17 protein-coding genes and 1 pseudogene are annotated in these 22,444 nt (G+C 71.0%); 5 read left to right on the plus strand and 13 right to left on the minus strand.

Translation table 11 applies throughout. The features are described 5' to 3' along the window. Window positions 1-55: 55 nt before the first annotated feature. The 4 genes and pseudogenes from rpmA to VB059_RS14340 form a co-directional block, all read right to left on the minus strand. Entirely contained in the window at window positions 56-328 is a 273-nt protein-coding gene (gene rpmA / locus VB059_RS14325) for a 50S ribosomal protein L27 (RefSeq protein WP_323422651.1), read from the minus strand. 13 nt (window positions 329-341) lie between these two features. Continuing rightward, entirely contained in the window at window positions 342-650 is a 309-nt protein-coding gene (gene rplU / locus VB059_RS14330; protein ID WP_323422652.1) for a 50S ribosomal protein L21, read from the minus strand. A gap of 1,302 nt (window positions 651-1,952) precedes the next feature. Beyond that, window positions 1,953-3,878, minus strand: a pseudogene (locus VB059_RS14335) (Rne/Rng family ribonuclease); the annotation flags it as partial. An 854-nt stretch (window positions 3,879-4,732) separates the two neighbouring features. Continuing rightward, on the minus strand, window positions 4,733-5,686 hold the full coding sequence (locus VB059_RS14340; protein WP_416339567.1) for a heme o synthase: 954 nt from the start codon (window positions 5,684-5,686) through the stop codon (window positions 4,733-4,735). A gap of 290 nt (window positions 5,687-5,976) precedes the next feature. Here VB059_RS14340 and tkt point away from each other — a divergent pair, with 290 nt between their 5' ends. The 4 genes from tkt (at window position 5,977) to VB059_RS14360 (ending at window position 12,065) form a co-directional block, all read left to right on the plus strand. Further along, a complete protein-coding gene (gene tkt / locus VB059_RS14345) occupies window positions 5,977-8,136 on the plus strand; it encodes a transketolase (RefSeq protein ID WP_323422653.1) in 2,160 nt (719 codons plus the stop codon). 29 nt (window positions 8,137-8,165) lie between these two features. Further along, window positions 8,166-9,269 (plus strand): transaldolase, encoded by a 1,104-nt coding sequence (gene tal / locus VB059_RS14350; RefSeq protein WP_323422654.1) that lies wholly within the window; start codon window positions 8,166-8,168, stop codon window positions 9,267-9,269. A 258-nt stretch (window positions 9,270-9,527) separates the two neighbouring features. Next, on the plus strand, window positions 9,528-11,096 hold the full coding sequence (gene zwf, locus VB059_RS14355; RefSeq protein ID WP_323422655.1) for a glucose-6-phosphate dehydrogenase: 1,569 nt from the start codon (window positions 9,528-9,530) through the stop codon (window positions 11,094-11,096). Between the two features lie 27 nt (window positions 11,097-11,123). Then, complete coding sequence (locus tag VB059_RS14360; protein WP_323422656.1) at window positions 11,124-12,065, plus strand: glucose-6-phosphate dehydrogenase assembly protein OpcA; 942 nt, start codon at window positions 11,124-11,126, stop codon at window positions 12,063-12,065. Window positions 12,066-12,141: 76 nt separating this feature from the next. Here the strand turns inward: VB059_RS14360 and VB059_RS14365 are convergent, their stop codons facing one another. From VB059_RS14365 to gap, 5 genes are all read right to left on the minus strand, one after another. Then, window positions 12,142-12,498, minus strand: coding sequence for an RNA polymerase-binding protein RbpA (locus tag VB059_RS14365; protein WP_323422657.1), 357 nt, complete (start codon window positions 12,496-12,498; stop codon window positions 12,142-12,144). Window positions 12,499-12,537: 39 nt separating this feature from the next. Next, the gene (gene secG / locus VB059_RS14370) at window positions 12,538-12,789 is read right to left on the minus strand and encodes a preprotein translocase subunit SecG (protein WP_323422658.1); all 252 of its coding nucleotides are present in this window, start codon (window positions 12,787-12,789) and stop codon (window positions 12,538-12,540) included. Between the two features lie 270 nt (window positions 12,790-13,059). Further along, entirely contained in the window at window positions 13,060-13,839 is a 780-nt protein-coding gene (tpiA, locus tag VB059_RS14375; protein ID WP_323422659.1) for a triose-phosphate isomerase, read from the minus strand. A gap of 16 nt (window positions 13,840-13,855) precedes the next feature. Beyond that, window positions 13,856-15,052 (minus strand): phosphoglycerate kinase, encoded by a 1,197-nt coding sequence (locus VB059_RS14380; RefSeq protein WP_323422660.1) that lies wholly within the window; start codon window positions 15,050-15,052, stop codon window positions 13,856-13,858. A 136-nt stretch (window positions 15,053-15,188) separates the two neighbouring features. Continuing rightward, the gene (gap, locus tag VB059_RS14385) at window positions 15,189-16,190 is read right to left on the minus strand and encodes a type I glyceraldehyde-3-phosphate dehydrogenase (RefSeq protein ID WP_323422661.1); all 1,002 of its coding nucleotides are present in this window, start codon (window positions 16,188-16,190) and stop codon (window positions 15,189-15,191) included. Window positions 16,191-16,407: 217 nt separating this feature from the next. Between gap and VB059_RS14390 the strand changes: the two genes are divergently transcribed. Then, window positions 16,408-17,205, plus strand: a complete 798-nt coding sequence (locus VB059_RS14390; RefSeq protein ID WP_323422662.1) for an HpcH/HpaI aldolase family protein — start codon at window positions 16,408-16,410, stop codon at window positions 17,203-17,205. 105 nt (window positions 17,206-17,310) lie between these two features. Here VB059_RS14390 and whiA read toward each other — a convergent pair whose 3' ends face one another. The 4 genes from whiA to uvrC all read right to left on the minus strand — a co-directional run bounded on the left by whiA (window position 17,311) and on the right by uvrC (window position 22,254). Continuing rightward, on the minus strand, window positions 17,311-18,297 hold the full coding sequence (gene whiA, locus VB059_RS14395; RefSeq protein ID WP_323422663.1) for a DNA-binding protein WhiA: 987 nt from the start codon (window positions 18,295-18,297) through the stop codon (window positions 17,311-17,313). Between the two features lie 69 nt (window positions 18,298-18,366). Continuing rightward, window positions 18,367-19,329: a uridine diphosphate-N-acetylglucosamine-binding protein YvcK gene (locus VB059_RS14400; protein ID WP_323422664.1), complete on the minus strand. Its 963-nt coding sequence runs from the start codon at window positions 19,327-19,329 to the stop codon at window positions 18,367-18,369. Window position 19,330: 1 nt separating this feature from the next. Beyond that, window positions 19,331-20,200, minus strand: coding sequence for an RNase adapter RapZ (gene rapZ / locus VB059_RS14405; RefSeq protein ID WP_323422665.1), 870 nt, complete (start codon window positions 20,198-20,200; stop codon window positions 19,331-19,333). A gap of 53 nt (window positions 20,201-20,253) precedes the next feature. Further along, complete coding sequence (uvrC, locus tag VB059_RS14410; protein ID WP_323422666.1) at window positions 20,254-22,254, minus strand: excinuclease ABC subunit UvrC; 2,001 nt, start codon at window positions 22,252-22,254, stop codon at window positions 20,254-20,256. Window positions 22,255-22,444 lie beyond the last annotated feature (190 nt).

Genomic DNA, 22,444 nt, shown 5'->3' on the forward strand with positions numbered 1-22,444 from the left:
GGGTCGTCCCCGCGGGGACGACCCTTCCGTACGTGCTGTGGTGTGCTGCGGTGCCTCACTCGGCGGCCGCGGCGACCTCCACGGGCTTGATGTTGATCACGCGGCGACCGCGGCGGGTGCCGAACTCGACCTTGCCGGGGACCAGGGCGAACAGGGTGTCGTCCTTGCCGCGGCCCACGCCGTCACCGGGGTGGAAGTGGGTGCCGCGCTGGCGCAGGATGATCTCCCCCGCGTTCACGGACTCGCCACCGAAGCGCTTCACGCCGAGGCGCTGCGCGTTGGAATCACGACCGTTGCGCGTCGAGGACGCGCCCTTCTTGTGTGCCATGCTCGGTCCTCCCTCAGGCCTTGATGTCGGTGACCTTGACCTGGGTGTACCGCTGACGGTGCCCCTGGCGCTTGGTGTAACCGGTCTTGTTCTTGAACTTCAGGATCCGGATCTTCGGGCCCTTGGTCTCGGCGAGCACCTCGGCGGTGATCTCGATCTTGCCGAGGGCATCCGAGTCCGAGGTCACGGTCTCGCCGTCGACCAGCAGGAGCGGCTGGAGCTGAACGGTGGAACCGACCTCGTCAGCGACCTTGTCGATCTCGACAACGTCCCCCACGGCAACCTTGTGCTGGCGGCCGCCACTGCGCACGATCGCGTACACGGCTATCCTTCTCTCTTCGTCGAATCTGTCTCACCCGGACCGTGTCCCGCCGTGCCCGCATCCCGTACGGGGGCCCCGGAGACCTACGCCATGCCGGGTCCTCCGACCCGACTGCCATCAATCCGTCGTGCGGCGATCGGAGCACCCCGGCTACGAAGCCCTGGGGTCCTGAATGCGCCGAGGGTCAAGACTACGCAGTCGGGTCGGTCCCGGTCAAACCGATCAGTCCTCGGAGCCGTCCGTGGACGGCTCGACAGGCGTGGGGGCGGGCACGAACGCGTCCTGGACGGGCTCGGTCACCGCACCTCCCGCTGCCTCCGGGGACGCCGCCGTGGCCGTCTTGCGGGTCCGGGACCGGGTGCCCGTGCCCGTGGCGGTCTTGCTGGTCGTCTTTCGGGTGCTCTTGCGGGCCGTACGGGCTGCCGGGGCGGCCGTAGCTGCCTCGGTGGTCCCCACGGCCGCACGGTCGGCCACGGACGTCCCCGCCGGCAGCTCCGTCACCGACGTATCGGACGGCAGCGCCGCCGCAGGCGCCTCAGCCGGCATCGACTCGGCCGACCGGTCGGCCTCGGCGGCGTCGATCGTCGCTCCGGCGGTCGTCTTCCGGGCCGTCCGCTTCGCGGGGGCCTTCTTCGCCGTTGCGGCCGCGGTCGTCTTCTTGGCCGTCGTCGTCCGCTTCGCGGTGGTCGCCTTCTTGGTAGCGGCCTTGCGGGTCGTCGTCCGCTTCGCGGCCGGGGCCTCGGCAGGTGCCGCCTCGATCAGCGCCGGCGCCTCGGCATCGGCGCCGACCAGCGCGGCGACGATCTCGGCCAGGGCATCGGCCGGGGCCTCCACCGGCCCGGTCGGCGACCCGGCACCTTCGGTGGCCCGGCCCTCGACGGCCACGGTCGGCTCCTCACCGGCCGGTGCACCGGCTCGGGTGGGCGTCTCGGCGACCGATCCGGCGGCTTCCTCGGCCACCGGTCCCGCGGAGGCCTCAGTGACCGATTCGGCGGCCGACTCGGTCACCGGTGCGACGGACTCGGCGCCCGGCGCACCGGCCGGGCGACGGCTGCCGCGCGACCGCGAGGACCGACGCGGCCGGGAACCCGTCGCGGCGATCTGCTCCGCCTGCTCCTCCGGCTGCCCCTCGGGAGCTGCCGCCGGGGTCGTACGCTCCTCGGCGCCGGCCTCCGCCTCGTCCGACCGGGGCTTCGCACCGGCGTGGGCGACGGCGTTCATCGCGGCCTGCGCGGCGGCGCGGGACTCGACCGTGACCTGCTCGCCCTCGGTCTCCTGGGGCGGCGTGGGCTGGGTGGCGGGCGCGGTGGACGACTTGCCCCGGTTGCGCTTGCGGCTGTTACGTCCCTGCCGGTCACCGCCGTCGGCCGGCGCCTGGGTCGCCACCGGCATGTCGTGGATGATGTAGCCCCGGTTGTTGCACACCTCGCAGGGCTCGGTGAAGGCCTCGGCCAGACCGGTGCCGATCTTCTTGCGGGTCATCTGCACCAGGCCGAGGCTGGTCACCTCCGAGACCTGGTGCCGCGTACGGTCCCGGCCCAGGCTCTCGACCAGCCGGCGCAACAGCAGCTCCCGGTTGCTGGGCAGCACCATGTCGATGAAGTCGACGACGATGATGCCGCCGATGTCACGCAGTCGCAGCTGGCGGACGATCTCCTCGGCGGCCTCGAGGTTGTTGGCGGTGACCGTCGCCTCGAGGTTGCCGCCGTGGCCGGTGAACTTGCCGGTGTTGACGTCGATGACGGTCATCGCCTCGGTGCGGTCGATGACCAGCGAGCCGCCGGAGGGCAGGTGCACCTTGCGCTCCAGCGCCTTGGCGATCTGCTCGTCGAGGCGGTAGTGCGCGAAGACGTCACCGCGGGCCCGGCGGTCCCAGTGCACGACCCGCTCACGCAGGTGCGGCGCGACGTGCTCGAGGTAGTCCGTCAGGGACTCGTACGCGTCGTTGTCCTCACCGTTGCCGTCGATGACGAGCTCGGCGAAGTCCTCGGTGAACAGGTCGCGGACCGTCCGGATGGTCAGATCCGGCTCGCTGTAGAGGAGCTGCGGCGCGGCGGCGTGCTTGGCCCGCTTCTCGATGGCGTCCCACTGGGACTTGAGCCGGCTGACGTCGTGGACGAGCTGCTCCTGGGTGGCACCCTCGGCCGCGGTGCGGACGATGACGCTGGCACTCTCCTCGATCAGGTCGGCGAGGATGTGCTTCAGCCGCTTGCGCTCGACGTCGGGCAGCTTGCGCGAGATGCCGGACAGATGGCCGCCGGGGGCGTACACCACGTAGCGGCCGGGGAGGGAGACGTGGTTGGTCAGCCGGGCCCCCTTGGCCCCCACCGGGTCCTTGGTCACCTGGACGACGACCGTCTGGCCCGACTTCAGGACGCGTTCGATCCGGCGATCGGAGTTCGGGGCGCCGTACGCGTCCCAGTCGACCTCACCGGCGTAGAGCACGGCGTTGCGGCCACGGCCGATGTCGATGAAGGCGGCCTCCATCGACGGCAGCACGTTCTGCACCTTGCCGAGGTAGATGTTGCCGATCAGCGACGAGGACGACTCACGGTCGACGTAGTGCTCGACCAGGACACCGTCCTCGAGGACGGCGATCTGGGTGTACTCCTCACCCTGGCGGAGCACCATCTGGCGCTTCACCGACTCACGGCGGGCCAGGAACTCCGCCTCGGAGGCGATCGGGGCGCGGCGACGACCGGCGGCGCGGCCCTCACGGCGGCGCTGACGCTTCGCCTCCAGCCGGGTCGACCCCTCGACCGCGTGGATCTGGTCGCCGGCGGCGGCGTGCGGTTCGCGGACCTTGACCACGACGTCGGTCGGGTCGTCCTCGGCACCGGTGCTGGCGTCCTCGCCGCGACGGCGGCGGCGCCGACGACGACGCGAGGAGCCCGACGAGCTCCCCTCGCCCTCGGCCCGGTCGGTGGCCGACCCGGCCGCGGCCGCCCCCGCCTCGTTACCCGAGGCCTGTTCCGCTTCGGCGGCTCCCTGCTGGACGGCTGTCTCCTCGGCGGAGCTCTGCTGCCGGGCGGCAGCAGCCTCGGCTGTCCCCTCCGGCTCGGCGCCCTCTATGGTCTCCTCGTCGGCGGCCGACTGCTGGCCCTCGCCGCCGTGACGACGACGGCCGCCCCGGCGACGGCGACGGCGGCGCGGCTGCGTGGACTGCTGGGCCCCCTCGCCGTCCTCCGCCTCGTCCTCCTCCTGCTCGTCGGAGGTCTCTTCCTCGGCCCCTGCCGCGCCGGCCGGGTGGGTCGCCTCGGCCTCGTCGTCGGGCTGGCCGGTGGCGGCCTCATCGGCGTGAGTGGCGACGGCCTCGATCTCGATCAGCGCGTTCGCCTCGACGTCGGGCTGCTCGGCGGATGCCTCGACGCCGGACTGCTCGGGGTCGACCTCGGCAGCCGCCTCGGCCACCTCCTCCTCGACGACCTCCGGCTCGGCTGCGGGGGCAGGGGTCGCCGCCTCCGGTTCCGCGACCGGGGCCTGCACCGGCGTCTCGTCGGCCGGTGCAGGGGCCAGGCCGGGCAGGCTGTCGGCGGCCGGGGTCACCGCGGCCGTCACGGGTTCGACCGGCGGTCCGGCGGGACGGCGGCGCGACCGACGTCCGGCCGGGGGCTTGGGAAGTCCGTCATCGACGGGGGCGGTGGTGTTCTGCTCGGGATCGAGCATGGCTCTCCTTCACCCGATGCGCAGAGCGCACCGGTGACAGGTGTCGCGACGGGTCTCCGGGCACCGACACCGGGTCGGGTACGGCGGGCGGAGGACGCCTGTCGCGTCACAAAGCTGGTGGTCTCCGGGAGACGGCGGCCCGCCTACCCCGCCGCGGTCGATCCGTTGCCGGTCGTCGCGGTCTCGAGGAGCGGGGCCCGCACTGTCACCACGGGCACTGCCTCACCGGCCTGGGGCACCGGCGGTGCCCCGACCTGCACGCAATTATTCCACAGGATCCGGCCCACGCCATATCGACGCACGCAACCGGGGCCCCGGATCCACCCGCTCCCCCGCCGGGCCCGGACGTCGTACGGCCCGGCAGGACGCGCCTGCCGGGCCGTGGATGCCCGCCGTGCCGGGCGATGATCGACCGATCAGAAGAGCAGCGGATCGACCGCCAGGGCGAGGAAGACCAGTGCCAGGTACGAGTTCGACCAGTGGAACAGTCGCATCGGCTTGAGCGCGGCGTCGGTGAGTCCACGGTGCGCGCGCCGCCACAGCGCGACGGCCTCCCACAGGAACGCGGCACCGCCGGCCAGGGCGACCACCGGGTAGAGCCAGCCGGTGCCGCCGATCGGCCACAGCGCCAGCGTGGTGAGCACCGTGATGACGGTGTAGAGGAGGATCTGGTCGGCCACCACCGTGGCCGGCTTCACCACCGGGAGCATCGGCACGTCGACGTTCGCGTAGTCCTCGCGGTAGCGGATGGCCAGCGCCCAGGTGTGCGGCGGGGTCCAGAAGAAGACGATCAGGAACATCACCAGCGGCGCCCATGACACCGAGCCGGTGACGACCGTCCAGGCGATCAGCGGCGGGAAACAGCCCGCGATGCCGCCCCAGACGATGTTCTGCGCCGTACGACGCTTGAGCAGCATCGTGTAGACGAAGACGTAGAACAGGATCGCGGCCAGGCCCAGCGCACCGGACAGCAGGTTGCCGCCCAGGCCCAGCACCGCCAGCGCGACCAGGCCGAGCACGATGCCGAAGACCAGGGCGGAGGGTCCGGTGATCTCGTGGCGCGGGATCGGGCGGCGGCGGGTCCGGCGCATCTGCTCGTCGATGTCGCGGTCGTACACGTTGTTGAAGACGTTCGCCGAGCCGGCGGCGGCGTAGCCACCGACCAGGACGACGATCACGTCCTGCCAGCGCGGCATTCCGCGGGCGGCGAGGAACATCGCCGGCACCGCGGTGATCAGCAGCAGCTCGATGACCCGGGGTTTGGTCAGCCGTACGTAGGCCCCGACGACGTCAACGAACCCGGCGCGCACCGGGGCGGCGAGAGCTCCTTCAGGGGAGTCCGACCTCGACTGGGCGTCCACTACTGACACATTTCCCTTCCGGCGGTCCGCGACCCCCGGACCTGCTCCGGCTCACAGTACCCGGGAACCCGCCGCGCACCCACCGTTCGTACCACCTTCGGCACACCGGTGGATCGGCACCTGCCGGCGGCCGGTGCCGCGGTCGCCGTGGCGCAGGATCCCCCGCCACGGCGCGGGATCACGGCCGTCCGGCGCCGCGGCACCTGTCCACCCCGTGCCGGTCGCCGCGGGGGGCTGCGTAGTCTCTGTTACGTGACGTCGAGGACACCCTCGGCAGTGCCGCCGGAAAGGACGCAGGAATGACCGTTACCTCCACCACATCTGCTCTGGATTGGAGCGCCCTCGACGAGAAGGCGGTGAACACCTCCCGGCTCCTGGCCGCCGACGCCGTGCAGAAGGTGGGCAACGGCCACCCGGGCACCGCGATGAGTCTCGCCCCGGTCGCCTACACCCTCTTCCAGAAGGTGATGCGCCACGACCCGAAGGACACCCGGTGGGTCGGCCGCGACCGCTTCGTGCTGAGCGCCGGGCACTCCTCACTCACCCAGTACGTCCAGCTGTACCTCGGCGGCTTCGGCCTCGAGCTGTCCGACCTCGAGGCGCTGCGCACCTGGGGCTCGAAGACCCCGGGCCACCCCGAGTACGGCCACACCGCCGGCATCGAGACCACCACCGGTCCGCTCGGCCAGGGCATCAGCAACGCCGTCGGCATGGCGATGGCCGCCCGCCGCGAGCGCGGCCTGTTCGACCCCGACGCCGCGCCGGGTGAATCACCCTTCGACCACCGCGTCTACGTCATCTGCTCCGAGGGCGACCTCGAGGAGGGCGTCTCCGGTGAGGCGTCCTCGATCGCCGGCACCCAGCAGCTCGGCAACCTCATCGTGATCTACGACGAGAACGAGATCTCGATCGAGGACGACACGGTGATCGCCTTCAACGAGGACGTCGCCCAGCGCTACGAGGCGTACGGCTGGCACGTGCAGACCCTCGACTGGCGCCGGCCCGGCCAGGACTACGTCGAGGACGTCGCCGGCCTGTACGACGCGATCATCGCCGCCCAGGCGGTCACCGACAAGCCGTCGTTCATCCGGCTGCGGACGATCATCGGCTGGCCGGCCCCGAACAAGCAGGGCACGGGCGGGGTGCACGGCTCGGCGATGGGCGAGGACGAGGTCCGCGCCACCAAGGAGGTGCTCGGTTTCGATCCCGACCGGCACTTCGCCGTCGACACCGACGTGCTGGCCCACACCCGTGACCTGGTCACCCGCGGCGAGGCGGCCCGCGCCGCCTGGCAGCACGACTTCGACCGCTGGGCCGCGGCGAACCCGCAGCGCAAGGCGCTCTTCGACCGGCTGGCCGCCCGCGAGCTGCCGGCCGGCTGGGAGGACGCACTGCCGACCTTCGCCGCCGATCCCAAGGGCATCGCCACCCGTGCCGCCTCCGGCAAGGTGCTCTCCGCGCTGGCCCCGGTGATGCCCGAGCTGTGGGGCGGCTCGGCCGACCTCGCCGGCTCGAACAACACCACCCCCGACGGCCAGCCGAGCTTCCTGCCGGAGAACCGTCAGTCGAAGAAGTTCCGCGGCGACCCGTACGGCCGGGTGCTGCACTTCGGCATCCGCGAGCACGCCATGGGGGCGATCCTCAACGGCATCGCCACCCACGGTGACACCCGCATCTACGGCGGCACGTTCTTCGTCTTCGCCGACTACATGCGCGGTGCGGTCCGGCTGGCGGCCCTGATGAAGCTGCCCGTGACGTACGTGTGGACCCATGACTCCATCGGCGTCGGCGAGGACGGCCCCACCCACCAGCCGATCGAACACCTGGCCGCCTACCGCGCCATCATCGGCCTCGACGTCGTCCGCCCGGCCGATGCCAACGAGACCGTCCAGGCCTGGGCCCAGATCCTGCGCCACCACGACCGCCCGGCCGGCCTGGTCCTGTCCCGGCAGAACCTGCCGATCGTGCCGCGCGGCACCGACGGGTACGCGGAGGCCACCGGGGTCGCCCGGGGCGGCTACGTGCTCAAGGACTGCGAGGGGACGCCGGACGTCATCCTGATCGGCACCGGCTCCGAGGTGCAGTACGCGCTGACCGCCCAGGAGCGGCTCGGTGCCGAGGGGGTCAAGGCCCGGGTGGTCTCCATGCCGTGCCGGGAGTGGTTCGACGAGCAGGACGACGCCTACCGCGACGCCGTGCTGCCGACCGACGTCCGCGCCCGGGTGGCGGTCGAGGCCGGCATCGCGCTGGGCTGGAGCGAGCTGGTCGGCGACGCCGGTCGCATCGTCTCCCTCGACCACTACGGCGCCTCCGCCGCCGGTGGGCTGCTGTTCGAGAAGTTCGGCCTGACCCCCGAGGCCGTCGTCGCCGCGGCCCAGGAGTCCCTCGCCGCGGTCGCCGCCGGCCCCACCCTGACCAACCGGCGCGCCGCCTGCGGCCCGGCCCGCCTCGGCGCCTGACCCGCCCGGAAACACGCGAAGGAACCCCCATGAACGAACGACTGAAGTCCCTGGCCGACGCCGGGGTGTCCATCTGGTTGGACGACCTCTCCCGGGCCCGGCTCACCTCCGGCAACCTGCAGGACCTGATCGACGAGTACTCGGTCAGCGGCGTCACCAGCAACCCGACGATCTTCGCCGGCGCGATGTCCAGAGGTGAGGACTATGCCGACCAGGTCGCCGAGCTCAAGGCCGCCGGCCAGGACGTCGAGGGTGTGATCCGGATCGCCACCACCGACGACGTCCGCACCGCCTGCGACCTCTTCACCGACCTGTACGCCGCCTCCAAGGGCTTCGACGGCCGCGTCTCCCTCGAGGTCGATCCCCGCCTGGCGAACCGGACCGATCCGACCATCGCCCAGGCGAAGGAGCTGCACGCCCTCGTCGATCGCGAGAACGTGCTGATCAAGATCCCGGCGACCCCCGCCGGGCTGCCGGCGATCACCGCGACGATCGCCCAGGGCATCAGCATCAACGTGACGCTGATCTTCTCGGTCACCCGCTACCAGCAGGTGATGGACGCCTACATGGCCGGGCTCGAGCAGGCCGCCGCCGCAGGCAAGGACCTGTCGACGATCCACTCGGTCGCCTCGTTCTTCGTGTCCCGCGTGGACACCGAGGTCGACAAGCGCCTCGACGCCCTCGGCACCGACGAGGCCGCCGCGCTCAAGGGCAGGGCCGGCCTGGCCAACGCCCGGCTCGCCTACGAGCTGTTCGAGCGGACCATCGCCTCCGACCGCTGGCAGGCGCTGGCGGCCAGGGGGGCCAACCCGCAGCGCCCGCTGTGGGCCTCGACCGGCGTGAAGAACCCGGCGTACGCGGACACGATGTACGTCGCCGAGCTGATCGTCGACGGCGTGGTCAACACCATGCCGGAGAAGACGATGATGGCCTACGCCGACCACGGCGAGACCACCGCCGACACCATCACCGGCCACTACGCCGAGGCCCACCGGACCTTCGACGCCCTCGCCGCCGCCGGGGTCGACATGGCTGACGTCTGTCTGGTCCTCGAGAAGGAGGGCGTGGACAAGTTCATCGCGTCCTGGAACGAGCTGCTCGCCACGGTCCGGGCCGCGCTCGACAACGCCTGACGTCGCGACGTCCGACCGTCGACAGGTCTGGCCCTCGGCACGTCTGACCGTCCGCGCGTCTGACCGTCCGCGCGACCCTCGGCACGTCCGACCGTCGCCACAACGTCCGATCCCCGCCGAGGGGCTGCAGGGGCTGGCACCATGGGTGCCGGCCCCTGTCGTGTCCCCGGGGCGGTGGCGGGGTCCCCGACCAGCAGCCGCTGTTGAAGGCTGAAGCAAATGTACGGTGGGGACGACCCTTTGACGTGAAGGAGAACCATGACCCAGGACAGCGCAGTGGCGGCACCGCCGCAGGACGCCGCCCCGTACACCAACCCCTTGCGTGACGTACGGGACCGTCGCCTCCCCCGGATCGCCGGCCCCTCGGTGCTGGTGATGTTCGGCGTCACCGGCGACCTGGCCCGCAAGAAGCTGATGCCGGCGGTCTACGACCTGGCGAACCGCGGGCTGCTCCCGCCGGGCTTCGCCTTCGTCGGCTTCGCCCGCCGCGACTGGGTGGACCAGGACTTCGCCCAGGTGGTCGGCGAGGCGGTCCGCGAGCACGCCCGTACGCCCTACCGCGAGGAGGTCTGGCAGCAGCTGTTGGCGGGCATCCGCTTCGTCCAGGGCGAGTTCACCGATGACGAGGCGTTCGGCCGGCTGAAGGCCACGCTGGAGGATCTGGACCGCCACCAGGGCACCGGCGGCAACCACGCGTTCTACCTGTCCGTCCCGCCGAAGTACTTCGCGGTGGTGATCAACCAGCTCAAGAAGCACGGGCTGTCCGACCAGACCGACAGCTCGTGGAAGCGGGTGGTGATCGAGAAGCCGTTCGGGCGCGATCTGGCCAGTGCCAAGCAGCTGGAGCGGGTGGTGTCGTCCGCGTTCACCGAGGACCAGGTGTTCCGGATCGACCACTACCTCGGCAAGGAGACGGTGCAGAACCTGCTGGCGCTGCGGTTCGCGAACACCATGTTCGAGCCGCTGTGGAACAACAACTACCTCTCCCACGTCCAGATCACCATGGCCGAGGACATCGGCATCGGCGGCCGGGCCGGCTACTACGACGGGGTCGGTGCCGCCCGGGACGTGATCCAGAACCACTTGCTGCAGCTCTTCGCGCTGACCGCGATGGAGGAGCCCACCGGGATGGGCGCCGACGCGCTGCGGGCCGAGAAGGAGAAGGTCCTCGAGGCCACCAGCGCCACCCGCCGGTTCGACCAGCACACCGCCCGCGGCATCTACGAGGGCGGCTGGTCGGGTGGCGAGCTGATCAAGGGCTATCTGGAGGAGGACGGCATCCCGGCCGACTCCACGACCGAGACGTACGCCGCGATCCGCGTCGACGTGCACAACCGGCGCTGGGCGGGTGTCCCGTTCTACCTGCGCACCGGCAAGCGGATGCCCACCCGGGTCACCGAGATCGCGCTGCAGTTCAAGACGTTGCCGTTCGTGCCGTTCAACGCCCACGACACGGCCACCCTGGGGGCGAACGCCCTGGTGCTGCGGATCCAGCCCGAGGAGGGCGTCACACTGCGGTTCGGCGCCAAGGTGCCGGGAACGCAGATGGAGGTCCGCGACGTGAACATGGACTTCGAGTACGGCTCCTCCTTCACCGAGTCCAGCCCCGAGGCGTACGAACGCCTGATCCTGGACGTGCTGCTCGGGGATCCGCCGCTGTTCCCGCGCAGCCGGGAGGTCGAGGAGTCCTGGCGCATCCTCGACCCGGTGCTCGACTACTGGGCGGGACAGAACTCCCGGCCCGAGACCTACCGCCCCGGCACCTGGGGGCCGAAGTCCGCGCAGGCCATGCTGGCCCGCGACGGCGTGGCCTGGCGCCGGCCCTGATCACCCGCTGCTGAGGAGAAGCCCGAGATGACCATCGAGATGAAGAACACCACGGCGAGCAAGGTGACCAGTGCCCTGCTGGCGCACCACCACGAACTGGGCAACGCCGGCAGCGGCATGGTGCACACGTTCATCGTCGCCACCGACCGCGACGACTACTGGGAGGCCTACAACGCCGCGCTGGCGGCCAACCGCGAGCACCCCTCCCGGATCCTGATCGTGATCCGCGATCCCGGCGCCCCCGACGGACTGGACGCCGAGATCCACACCGAGACCGAGGCGCGTGGCGACGTGATCGTGCTGACCATGCGCGGCCGTACGGTCGAGCACCCCGGCTCGGTGCTGCGGCCGCTGCTCGTGCCCGACCTCCCGGTCGTCGTCTGGTGGCCCAACGAGGCCCCGGAGGACCTGCTCACCGACCGGATCGGCAAGCTCGCCAACCGCCGGATCACCGACGCCCTCGGCGCGGTGAACCCGACCCAGGCGATCATCGACCGGGCGTACTACCACTCGGCGGGCGACACCGACCTGGCCTGGACCCGGACAACGACCTGGCGCGCCCTGCTCGCCGCGGCCCTCGACCAGGTCCGCCGGCCGGTCACCGCCGCCACGGTGGAGGCCGCCACCGACAACGCCCCGGCGAGCCTGCTCGCGGCCTGGCTGGGCCTGCGGCTGGGCGTGGACGTGAAGGTCGTCCAGACCGCCGGCCCCGGGATCACCGCCGCCCGGCTGCAGACGCCGGCCGGCGTCGTGGAGATCGTCCGGACCGACCTGGAGGAGACCGTCTACCGGATGCCCGGCCAGCCGGAGCGCAAGGTGGCCCTGCGGCGCCGCAACGTCGACGAACTGATCACCGAGGAACTGCGCCGGATGGACGACGACGTCGTGCTGGCCGACGTGCTGGCGGAGCTGGTGCGACAGAACGGCCAGTGCGCCCTGGAACTCTCGGCGCACCCGCTGACGTCCTGAGCCGCGCCCTGACGGTCGCTGACGACGTTCCGCCCCGGTGCGCAGTGCGCACCGGGGCGGATGTCGATCAGGTGGATCAGTAGATGACCTCGCCGGCGGCACGACGGGCCCGCAGCGACTGCAGGGCCTCCGCGAGGATCTCCCGGGCTTCCGCGTCGGAGCGACGCTCCTTGACGTACGCAAGGTGCGTCTTGTAGACCGCGGTCCGCGGCGGCGCCGGCGGGTTGAGCTCGTCGGTGTTGGCCGGCAGGCCACAACGCGGGCAGTCCCACTCCGCAGGGATCTCCGCCTCGGCAGCGAACGCCGGCCGGGTCTCGTGCCCGTTCGCGCAGAAGTAGGAGACGTATCGCCGCGGTGCGGCATCGCCCCGATCGGCCTCCCCTATCGGTCCGGCCCCGATGCGGCTGCCACGGATCGCGCTACCACCGATCACTTCGTTGTTCTCCCTTGTCCCAGGTTGTCGTTCGACCCGTCAGGCGCCCGGATGGGCCCGGTACAGCACCAGCAGCCCGACGATGCACGCCAGCCAGATGATGCCGATGACGAGGGTCAGTCGGTCGAGGTTGCGTTCGGCCATCGACGAACCGCCCATCGACGAGGACATGCCACCGCCGAAGAGGTCCGACAACCCGCCACCGCGGTTCTTGTGCAGGAGAATGAACCCGGTCAGGATCACGCTCAGGACCACGAGCACGATGGAGAGCGTCAGGATGGGCCACCACATGACGACAACCCTAACCCAGCAGTGTTCCGGCGCCGAAAAGGGGCGACGTCGCTGGACACGGGGCGTCCGCCGCGGGGGCGACGATCTGTCCCGCCCGTCCCTGCGGGATCGCCGATTCCGTCCGGCTCGGACGAGCCCCGCTGCCGTGCCGGGAACAGCCGGAACCGGAACCCCCGGAGGCGATCGGTCCGGAGTCGAACGGGCCGCACAGACGCCGGAGGCGGGCACCCGGTGATCCGGGTACCCGCCTCCGCAGGGTCGTACGGGATGTCAGGCGTAGAAGGTGACGATCGGCGCGAAGTCCTCCGCCTTGAGGCTGGCGCCTCCGACGAGGGCACCGTCGACATCCGGCTGCGCCATGATCTCCTTGACGTTGCCGGCCTTCACCGAGCCGCCGTAGAGGACGCGGACGGTCTCGGCGACATCGGCGCCGAAGGACGACGCGAGGCTGGCGCGGATGGCCCCGCACACCTCCTGGGCGTCCGCCGGGGTCGCGACCTCACCGGTGCCGATGGCCCAGACGGGCTCGTACGCGATGACCGCTCGGGACACCTCATCGGCGGTCCAGCCGGCGAAGGCACCCTCGACCTGGGCGACGGTGTAGGGGACGTGACGCCCCTCCTTGCGGATGTCCAGGCCCTCGCCGACGCAGACGATCGGCGTGATGCCGGCCTCGAGCGCCTTGCGGGACTTGGCGTTGACGATCTCGTCGGTCTCCGCGTGGTACTGACGACGCTCGGAGTGGCCGACGACCACGTACGTGCAGTTGAGCTTCTTCAGCATGGTCGCGGACACCTCGCCGGTGTACGCGCCCGCGTCGTGGGCGGAGACGTCCTGCGCGCCGAAGCCGAGCGGAAGCTTGTCCGACTCGATCAGGGTCTGCACGGACCGGATGTCGGTGAAGGGGGTCAGGACGACCGCCTCCGACTTCTCCGGGTCGTAGTTCGCATCGGCCAGCGCCCAGGCCAGCTTCTGGACCGTCGAGGTGGCCTCGAAGTGGTCCAGGTTCATCTTCCAGTTGCCCGCCATCAGAGGCTTGCGTGCTGTCATCGCGTGTGCTCCTTCGTCAGCCGAGGACGGCCAGACCCGGCAGGGTCTTGCCTTCGAGGTACTCCAGCGAGGCGCCGCCACCGGTGGAGATGTGACCGAACTGGTCGTCGGCGAACCCGAGCTCGCGGACAGCGGCGGCCGAGTCGCCGCCACCGACGACGGACAGGCCGTCGACCTCGGTCAGCGCCTGCGCGACGGCCTTGGTGCCGGCGGAGAAGCCCGGCACCTCGAAGACGCCCATCGGACCGTTCCAGAACACCGTCCGGGCGCCCTTGATCGCCTCGGCGAAGATCGCCGCGGTCTTCGGGCCGATGTCGAGGCCCATCTGGTCGGCCGGCAGCTTGTCGGAGTCGACCACGGTCGACTCGAACGGCCCGTCACCGGACGGGAAGGCCGGGGAGACGACGGTGTCCACCGGCAGCAGCAGCTGCTTGCCCGCGGCCTCGGCCTTCGCCATGTACTCCTTGCAGGTCTCGACCTTCTCCTCGTCGAGGAGCGAGGTGCCGACCTCGTAGCCCTTGGCCTTGAGGAAGGTGTACGCCATGCCGCCACCGATCACCAGGGTGTCGGCGGTCTTCAGCAGGTTGTCGATCACCGCGAGCTTGTCGGCGACCTTGGCACCACCGAGGACGACGACGTACGGCCGGGCCGGCTCCTCGGTCAGCTGCTTGAGCACGTCGATCTCGGCCTTGACCAGCTTGCCGGCGGCGTTCGGGAGCTTCTTGGCCAAGTCGTAGACGGAGGCCTGCTTGCGGTGCACCACACCGAAGCCGTCGGACACGAAGACGTCACCGAAGGCGGCGTACTTGGCCGCCAGCGCCTCGCGCTCGGCCTCGTCCTTGGACTCCTCGCCCGGCTCGTAGCGGACGTTCTCCAGCATCACGACGTCACCGGCGGACATCCCGGCGACCAGGGCCTCGGCGGACGGGCCGACGACGTCCTCGGCCAGCTTGACCTCCACGCCGAGCAGGTCGGACATCCGTGCGGCGGCGGGCGCCAGCGAGTACTTGGGGTTGACCTGGCCCTTCGGGCGACCGAGGTGAGCCAGCACGACGACCTTGGCGCCGGCCTCGCGCAGCGCGTTGAGGGTCGGCAGGGATGCACGGATGCGGCCGTCATCGGTGATGGTGCCACCGTCCAGGGGCACGTTCAGGTCACAGCGGATGACCACCCGCTTGCCCTGGAGATCACCCAGATCTTCGATTGACTTCACTTCGTACCTTCCTCAGGAATGTGGGGAACTGCTTGGGTTACCCGCGGGTTCCGGGCACGGCCCTCGGGTGCGACAGCGGGGTTGGCCGATGGCCAACCCCGCTGCGCTGTGCACTGTCGGCCGGGGACCGATCAGATCAGAGCTTCGAACCGACCAGGACGGCCAGGTCGACGAGGCGGTTGGAGTAGCCCCACTCGTTGTCGTACCAGGTGACGATCTTGACCTGGTTGCCGATCACCTTGGTCAGGCCCGAGTCGAAGATGGTCGAGTGCGAATCGGTCTCGATGTCCTTGGAGACGATCGGGTCCTCGGTGTAGGCGATCACCGTCGGGTTGGCCTCGGCGGCCTTCTTCACGGCGGCGTTGACCTCCTCGATGGTGGTCTCGCGGCCGGCCTCGAACGAGAGGTCGACGACCGAACCGGTCGGGGTCGGCACGCGCAGGGCGTAGCCGTCGAACTTGCCCTTGAGCTCCGGCAGCACCAGGGCCACGGCCTGGGCGGCACCGGTCTTGGTCGGGACGATGTTGAGGGCCGCGGCGCGGGCGCGACGCAGGTCCTTGTGCGGACCGTCCTGCAGGTTCTGGTCGGCGGTGTAGGCGTGGATGGTCGTCATCAGGCCCTTGACGATGCCGAACTCGTCGTTCAGCACCTTGGCGATCGGGGCGAGGCAGTTCGTGGTGCACGACGCGTTGGAGATGATGTTGTGCTTCTCCGGGTCGTACTCGGCGTCGTTCACGCCGATCACGATGGTCTTGTCCTCGTTCTTCGCCGGGGCGGAGATGATGACCTTCTTGGCGCCGGCCTGGATGTGGGCCTGGGCCTTGGTGGCGTCGGTGAAGCGGCCGGTCGACTCGATCACGATGTCCGCGCCGATCTCGCCCCACGGCAGCGCCGTCGGATCCTTCTCCGCGTAGGCCATGATCTTGTGGCCGTTGACCGTGAGGGACTCCTCGTCGTACGTGACCTCGCCGTCGAAGCGGCCGAGGATCGAGTCGTACTTGAGCAGGTGGGCGAGGGTGTGGTTGTCGGTCAGGTCGTTGACGCCGACGACCTCGACATCAGCGCCGGAGGCGACCAGGGCTCGGTAGAAGTTACGGCCGATGCGGCCGAAACCGTTGATGCCAACCTTGACGGTCATGTGTGTGTCTCCTAGAAAAGACGACTGGTGGATGAGGGGGTGGGCCCGTCCACCCTGACGGACATGCCCAAGCCTATAAACCACCTCTGACGCCCACGCACGCGGGGTACCCCACTGTGACTACCTGTAGGATGCTGCGGGGGCGCGTCGCCGCGCCCCTGTCGAGGTCCCTCTGCGGGGCCGCGGACCCAGCTCCCCCGCCCCGAGAGGACCACCGATGCTCCGGACGAACCGGGTCGATGACGCCATCAGGTCCGGCCGCACCGCGGTCAACGCCTGGGTCACGATGGAGTCGACCTACATCGCCGAGATCCTCTCGTACGCAGGTTTCGACTCCGTGACGATCGACGCGCAGCACGGCATGTTCGGACGCGACGCGATCATGGCGATGCTGCAGGCGGTCTCGGCGGGGCAGGCCAGCCCATTCGTCCGCTCCCCCAGCCAGGACCCGCGCGAGATCGGCTGGCTGCTCGACGCCGGGGCGTACGGCGTGATCGTCCCCGACGTCGCCACCCCGGAGCAGGCCGCGACCGTCGCGGCGGCGTGCTTCTACCCGCCGCGCGGCACCCGCTCCCTCGGCCCCACCCGGGGCACCCTCTACGCGGGTCCGTCGTACTTCCAGGAGGCCGACGAGGTCATCCAGGTCTGGCCGCAGATCGAGTCGAAGGAGGGGTACGACAACATGGACGCGATCATGTCGACCCCGGGCCTCTACGGGGTCTTCGTCGGCCCCAACGACCTGGCGCTCAGCGTGGGGCTGACCGCCGGGGGGACGATGCCCCAACAGATCGTCGACATGGTCCACACCATCCTCGCCCGCAGCCACGAGCACGGGCTGAAGATGGCGATCTACTGCGCCGACGCCGAGGAGGCCCGGTACTGGGCCGAGGAGGGCGCCGACATGGTCAATCCGAGCAGCGACTCCGGGCTGCTGCTGACCGCGGGGCGGGCGCAGGTCGCGCACATCCTCGGCGACCGGGCGCCCGACCTGACCGGGATGCCCCGGGCCTACTGAGCCCCACCGGCGCCACGGCCGGGCCACCGCCACCCGGCCGATCAGTCAGCCGGGCCGGTCCGCAGGCCGGTCAAGCCACTCAGGCCAGGCCACTCGGTCAGCCGGTCAGTCACCGGAATCGAGCATCTCGGGGGTGATGCTGGCCTCGGTGTCGGGGATGCCGAGCTCGGCGGCCCGCTTGTCGGCCATCCCGAGCAGCCGGCGGATCCGGCCGGCGATGGCGTCCTTGGTGAGCGGCGGCTCGTGCAGCCGGCCGAGCTCCTCGAGACTGGCCTGCTTGTTCTCCATCCGCAGCTCACCGGCCCGTCGCAGGTGTTCGGGCACGTCGGGGCCGAGGATCTCCAGGGCCCGTCCGACCCGGGCACTGGCGGCCACCGCGGCCTGGGCCGACCGCCGCAGGTTGGCGTCGTCGAAGTTCGCCAGGCGGTTGGCGGAGGCCCGCACCTCACGGCGCATCCGCCGTTCCTCCCAGGCCAGCACCGACTCGTGGGCACCGAGCCGGGTGAGCATCGCCGCGATGGCGTCACCGTCCCTGATGGCGACCCGGTCGACCTCCCGGACCACCCGCGCCTTGGCGCCGATGCCGACCCGCCGGGCGGCGCCGACCAGGGCCAGCGCCGATTCCGGGCCCGGGCAGGTGATCTCCAGGGCCATCGACCGGCCGGGCTCGGTGAGCGAGCCGTGCGCCAGGAAGGCGCCCCGCCAGGCGGCGACGGCGGCGTCCAGGTCACCCCCGACGATCTGCGGCGGCAGGCCCCGGACGGGGCGGCCGTGCGGGTCGACCAGGCCGGTGCGGCGGGCCAGGTCGTCGCCGTGGCTGGTCATCCGGACGACGTAGCGGGTGGCCTTGCGCAGGCCCGACCCGTTGACCACGACCAGGTCGGAGGAGTAGCCGAAGACGTCCTGGATCGCCGTTCGCAGCCGGCGCGCCGCGGCGCCGGTGTCGAGCTCGGCCTCAATCACGATCCGGCCCCCGGCGAGATGAAGACCTCCGGCGAAACGGAGCACCGCGGCCATCTCCGCGACCCGGGACGTCGTCCTCGTGACGGGGACAGTCGACAGTTCCGCCTTCACCTGTTGGGTCATCGCCATTGCCCCATCGTCCCACACGGGGCTCGGCGGGCCGCATCACCGGACCGGCGCACGGGACCCGGCGCCCGCTCAGAGGCCCATGATCTCCGCGTACGCCGACGCCAGCCGCAGCGGGTCGTGCCGGGCGGATCCGTCCCGCATCGCCACGTCGGTGACGACCAGTTCGGCGCCCAGCGAGTGGGCGAAGCCCTCCAGGTGGCCCCGGTCGTCGGCGACGAACCGGGGGTCGGCCAGCACCACGTCGAGCCGCAGCTGCGGAGCGTGGTCGGCCAGCGCCTCCAGGTGGCGCGAGGGCGTGAAGCCCGAGGTCTCGCCGGCCGGCCGGAGGTTCATCGTGAGGATCCGCCGGGCCCGGGTGCGGACCAGGGCATCGGCCAGTTCAGGGACGAGCAGGTGCGGGATCACCGAGGTGAACCAGGAGCCCGGCCCGAGGATGACCCAGTCGGCCTCGTGGATCGCCTGGACGGTCTGCGGCACCGCCGGCGGGTCCTCGGGGACGAGCCGGATCCCGGACACCTCGGCCCGGGTGGAGGCGATCCGGGCCTGGCCGCGCAGCACGCTGATCTCGTCGGGGTGCAGCGGGTCGTAGCCGATCACGTCGGCCTCGATCTCCAGTGGCACACCGGACATCGGCAGCACCCGCCCGCGGCTGCCGAGCAACTGGGCCACCATCTCGAGCCCGGTGACGGCGTCCACCTTCTGCCAGATGCCGGCGATCAGCAGGTTGCCGATGGCGTGGCCGCCCAGCGGGCCGTGGCCGGCGAACCGGGACTGGAGGATCTCGGCCCACAGCCGGCCCTGGGAATCGTCACCGCAGAGCGCGGCGAGGGCCATCCGCAGGTCGCCGGGCGGCAGGATGTCGAACTCCTGGCGCAGCCGGCCCGAGGAGCCGCCGTCGTCGGCGACGGTGACGACCGCGGTCAGCCGGTCGGTGATCCGGCGCAGTGCGGACAGGTTGGCGTACAGCCCGTGTCCGCCGCCCAGGGCGGTGACGGCAGGGCGACGATCGAATCCCAGATCTGCGGCGAGCATCTCAGAGCAGCTCCGCGTCCCGGTGCACCACAGAGGTGGGGATGCCTCTCAGGCCGAGCCGGCGGCTGAGGTCGATGGCCATCGAGGTGGACCGGTGGCGGCCGCCGGTGCACCCGACCGCGATGGTCATCAGCCACTTGCCCTCGCGGCAGTAGCCGGGGATGACGATCTCGCCGAGCAGCCCCTCGATCCGGTCCAGGTAGTCCGTCGCGCCGTCCTGGGAGAGCACGTAGTCGCGGACCGGCTGGTCCATGCCGGTCATCGGCCGCAGCTCGGGGATCCAGTGCGGATTCGGCAGGAACCGGACGTCCAGCACGAGGTCGGCGTCCACCGGGACGCCGTGTTTGAAACCGAAGGAGACGATGGTCGCGCGGAACTTCCGCTCCTCTCCCCCGTACGCGTGCGAGACACGGTCGCGCAACTGGTGCACGTTGAGGTTGGAGGTGTCGATCACCAGGTCGGCGACCGAGCGCAGCGCCCCGAGCTGGGCCCGCTCCGCCTTCACCCCGTCGAGCAGCCGACCGCTGCCCTGCAGCGGGTGCGGGCGCCGGGCCGATTCCTGGCGTCGGACGATCACTTCGTCGTTCGCCTCGAGGAAGAGGATCTCCGGGTCGATGTCCAGCCCGGTCGCCCGGAGCTCGGCCAGCGCCGGCATCACGTCGGCGAACAGGGCGCGGCTGCGCACGTCGAGCACCGCGGCGAGGTTGTGGATGCCGGCCGCCCCGAGCATCCGGGCCAGCTCCGGCACCAGTCGCGGCGGCAGGTTGTCCACCACGTACCAGCCGGCGTCCTCCAGCGCGTTGGCAGCCGAGGACCGCCCGGCCCCGCTCAGACCGGTGACGATGAGTACCCGCTGTTCCTGTGCTGCCACGGCCCCATTATCCAGCACGGGTCCCGGATGCACCGCTCCTGACGTCATTCCCCTCACTCCTCGGTGAGTTCGCCGGTGGCCGTGTTGAGCACCTCGCGCCGCGGCGCGGCCCCGACGGCCTCGACGACCGCCCGTGCCGTGGCGGGCCCGAAACCGGGCAGCGCACGGATCTCGTCCTCGGTGGCGGACCTCAGTTTCTTCACCGACCCGAACTCCTTCATCAGCGTCGCCCGGCGCCCCGGGCCGAGGCCCGCGATGTCGTCGAGCATGGATTCCAGCATCGACCGGCTGCGCCGGGTGCGGTGGTGGGTGATCGCGAAGCGGTGCGCCTCGTCGCGCACCCGCTGCATCAGGTACAGCCCCTCGGAGGTCCGCGGCAGGATCACCGGGAAGTCCTCGTCCGGCACCCACACCTCCTCCAGCCGCTTGGCCAGGCCGCACAGCCCGATGTCGGTGATGCCGAGGTCGGCCAGGGCCCGGCGGGCCGCCTCGACCTGCGGTGGACCGCCGTCGACGACCACCAGCGCCGGGGCGTACGCGAACCTCAGCGGCCGGCCGGTGACCGGGTCGACCAGCGCCGGCCCGTCACCCTCCCGGACGTGGGCCTCCTTGAGCACCTCCTGCTCCCGGAGCATCCGGCTGAACCGGCGGGTGATCACCTCGTACATCGACGCGACGTCGTTCTGCCCCTCGACCCCCTTGATGGTGAAGTGGCGGTACTCCGACTTGCGGGCCATGCCGTCCTCGAACACCACCATCGACGCCACCACATTGGTGCCCTGCAGGTTGGAGATGTCGTAGCACTCGATCCGCAGCGGCGGGGTCGGCAGCGCGAGGGCCGTCCGGATCTCCTCCAGTGCCCGGGTCCGCGCGGTGAGGTCCACCGAGCGCTTCGTCCGGTGCCGGGCGAGCGCCTCCTCGGCGTTGCGGGTCACGGTGTCGAGCAGGGTGCGCTTGTCCCCGCGCTGCGGCACGCGCAGCGAGACGCGGCTGCCGCGGCGCTCGGCGAGCCACTCCGCGTACACCTCGGCGTCGTCCGGCAGGACCGGGACCAGCACCTCCCGCGGGATCGGCCGGGCCTCACCGTTCACCTCGCCGTCGGTCACCTCGAGCTCACCGGCCGCCCCGTAGAGCTGGGTGAGGAAACTGCCGACCAGCTCCGGCTCGGCCTGGTCGGCCGTACGGTCCGCGATCCAGCCCCGTCGACCGCGCACCCGGCCGCCGCGGACGTGGAAGACCATCACCGAGACCTCCAGCTCCTCGGCGACCATCGCGATGACGTCGGCGTCGGTGCCGTCACCGAGCACGATGGCGTTCTTCTCCATCGCCAGGTTGAGGGCGGCGATGTCATCGCGCAGCACCCCGGCCCGCTCGAACTCCAGGTTGGCCGAGGCCTCGGTCATCTCCCGTTCCAGCCGCCGGACCAGTCCGGTGGAGCGGCCGGCCATGAACTGGCAGAAGTCGTCGGCGATCGCCCGGTGCTCCTCGGCGGTCACCCGCTCGACGCAGGGGGCGACGCACTTGCCGATGTAGCCGAGCAGGCAGGGCCGGCCCGCCGCCCGGGCGTTGCGGAAGGTCCCCGCGGTGCAGGAGCGCATCGGGAAGACCCGCAGCAGGGTGTCGACGGTGTCGCGGATCGCCCAGGCATGGCCGTACGGCCCGAAGTAGCGCCAGCCGCGCCGTTTCTTGCCGCGGCCGACGAACACCCGCGGGTACTCGTCGGACCAGGTGACGGCCAACCACGGGTAGGACTTGTCGTCGCGGTACATCACGTTGAACCGCGGGGCGAACTCCTTGATCCAGGTGTACTCGAGGCCCAGTGCCTCCACCTCGTTCTGGACCACCGTCCAGTCGACCCGGGCGGCCGTGGTGACCATCGCCTGGGTGCGGGGATGCAGGGAGGACAGGTCGGCGAAGTAGGAACTCAGCCGCTGGCGCAGCGATTTGGCCTTGCCGACGTAGATGACCCGACCGTGCGCGTCGCTGAACCGGTAGACACCCGGCTCGAGCGGGATCGACCCGGGCGCGGGGCGGTACGTGGACGGATCGGCCATGCGGCCCAGCATAGGTCCGGGGCCCGACACCGGCCCCCCGGGACGGGCACCCGTTACCTTCTTCGTACCCCTGATGATGGGGGTGCTGGTCGCCAGGCCCGGCATGACTTATTGCCCCTGTCGTTGATGATCCGGGGGGTGTTGTCACCGGGTCTGGTGGCGTTGGTTGACCGCTGATAGGGACACGGCC

The organism is Raineyella sp., assembly GCF_034933565.1.
GTDB lineage: Bacteria > Actinomycetota > Actinomycetes > Propionibacteriales > Propionibacteriaceae > Raineyella.

Bases quoted from the DNA above. Each gene is read 5' to 3' on its own strand.
- uvrC (WP_323422666.1), bottom strand. From the start codon at position 22,254: ATGGCCGATCCGTCCACGTACCGCCCCGCGCCCGGGTCGATCCCGCTC.
- secG (WP_323422658.1), bottom strand. From the start codon at position 12,789: ATGTGGTGGCCCATCCTGACGCTCTCCATCGTGCTCGTGGTCCTGAGC.
- tkt (WP_323422653.1), top strand. From the start codon at position 5,977: ATGACCGTTACCTCCACCACATCTGCTCTGGATTGGAGCGCCCTCGAC.
- whiA (WP_323422663.1), bottom strand. From the start codon at position 18,297: ATGGCGATGACCCAACAGGTGAAGGCGGAACTGTCGACTGTCCCCGTC.
- zwf (WP_323422655.1), top strand. From the start codon at position 9,528: ATGACCCAGGACAGCGCAGTGGCGGCACCGCCGCAGGACGCCGCCCCG.
- gap (WP_323422661.1), bottom strand. From the start codon at position 16,190: ATGACCGTCAAGGTTGGCATCAACGGTTTCGGCCGCATCGGCCGTAAC.
- tal (WP_323422654.1), top strand. From the start codon at position 8,166: ATGAACGAACGACTGAAGTCCCTGGCCGACGCCGGGGTGTCCATCTGG.
- rpmA (WP_323422651.1), bottom strand. From the start codon at position 328: ATGGCACACAAGAAGGGCGCGTCCTCGACGCGCAACGGTCGTGATTCC.
- VB059_RS14390 (WP_323422662.1), top strand. From the start codon at position 16,408: ATGCTCCGGACGAACCGGGTCGATGACGCCATCAGGTCCGGCCGCACC.
- VB059_RS14400 (WP_323422664.1), bottom strand. From the start codon at position 19,329: ATGCTCGCCGCAGATCTGGGATTCGATCGTCGCCCTGCCGTCACCGCC.
- tpiA (WP_323422659.1), bottom strand. From the start codon at position 13,839: ATGACAGCACGCAAGCCTCTGATGGCGGGCAACTGGAAGATGAACCTG.
- VB059_RS14360 (WP_323422656.1), top strand. From the start codon at position 11,124: ATGACCATCGAGATGAAGAACACCACGGCGAGCAAGGTGACCAGTGCC.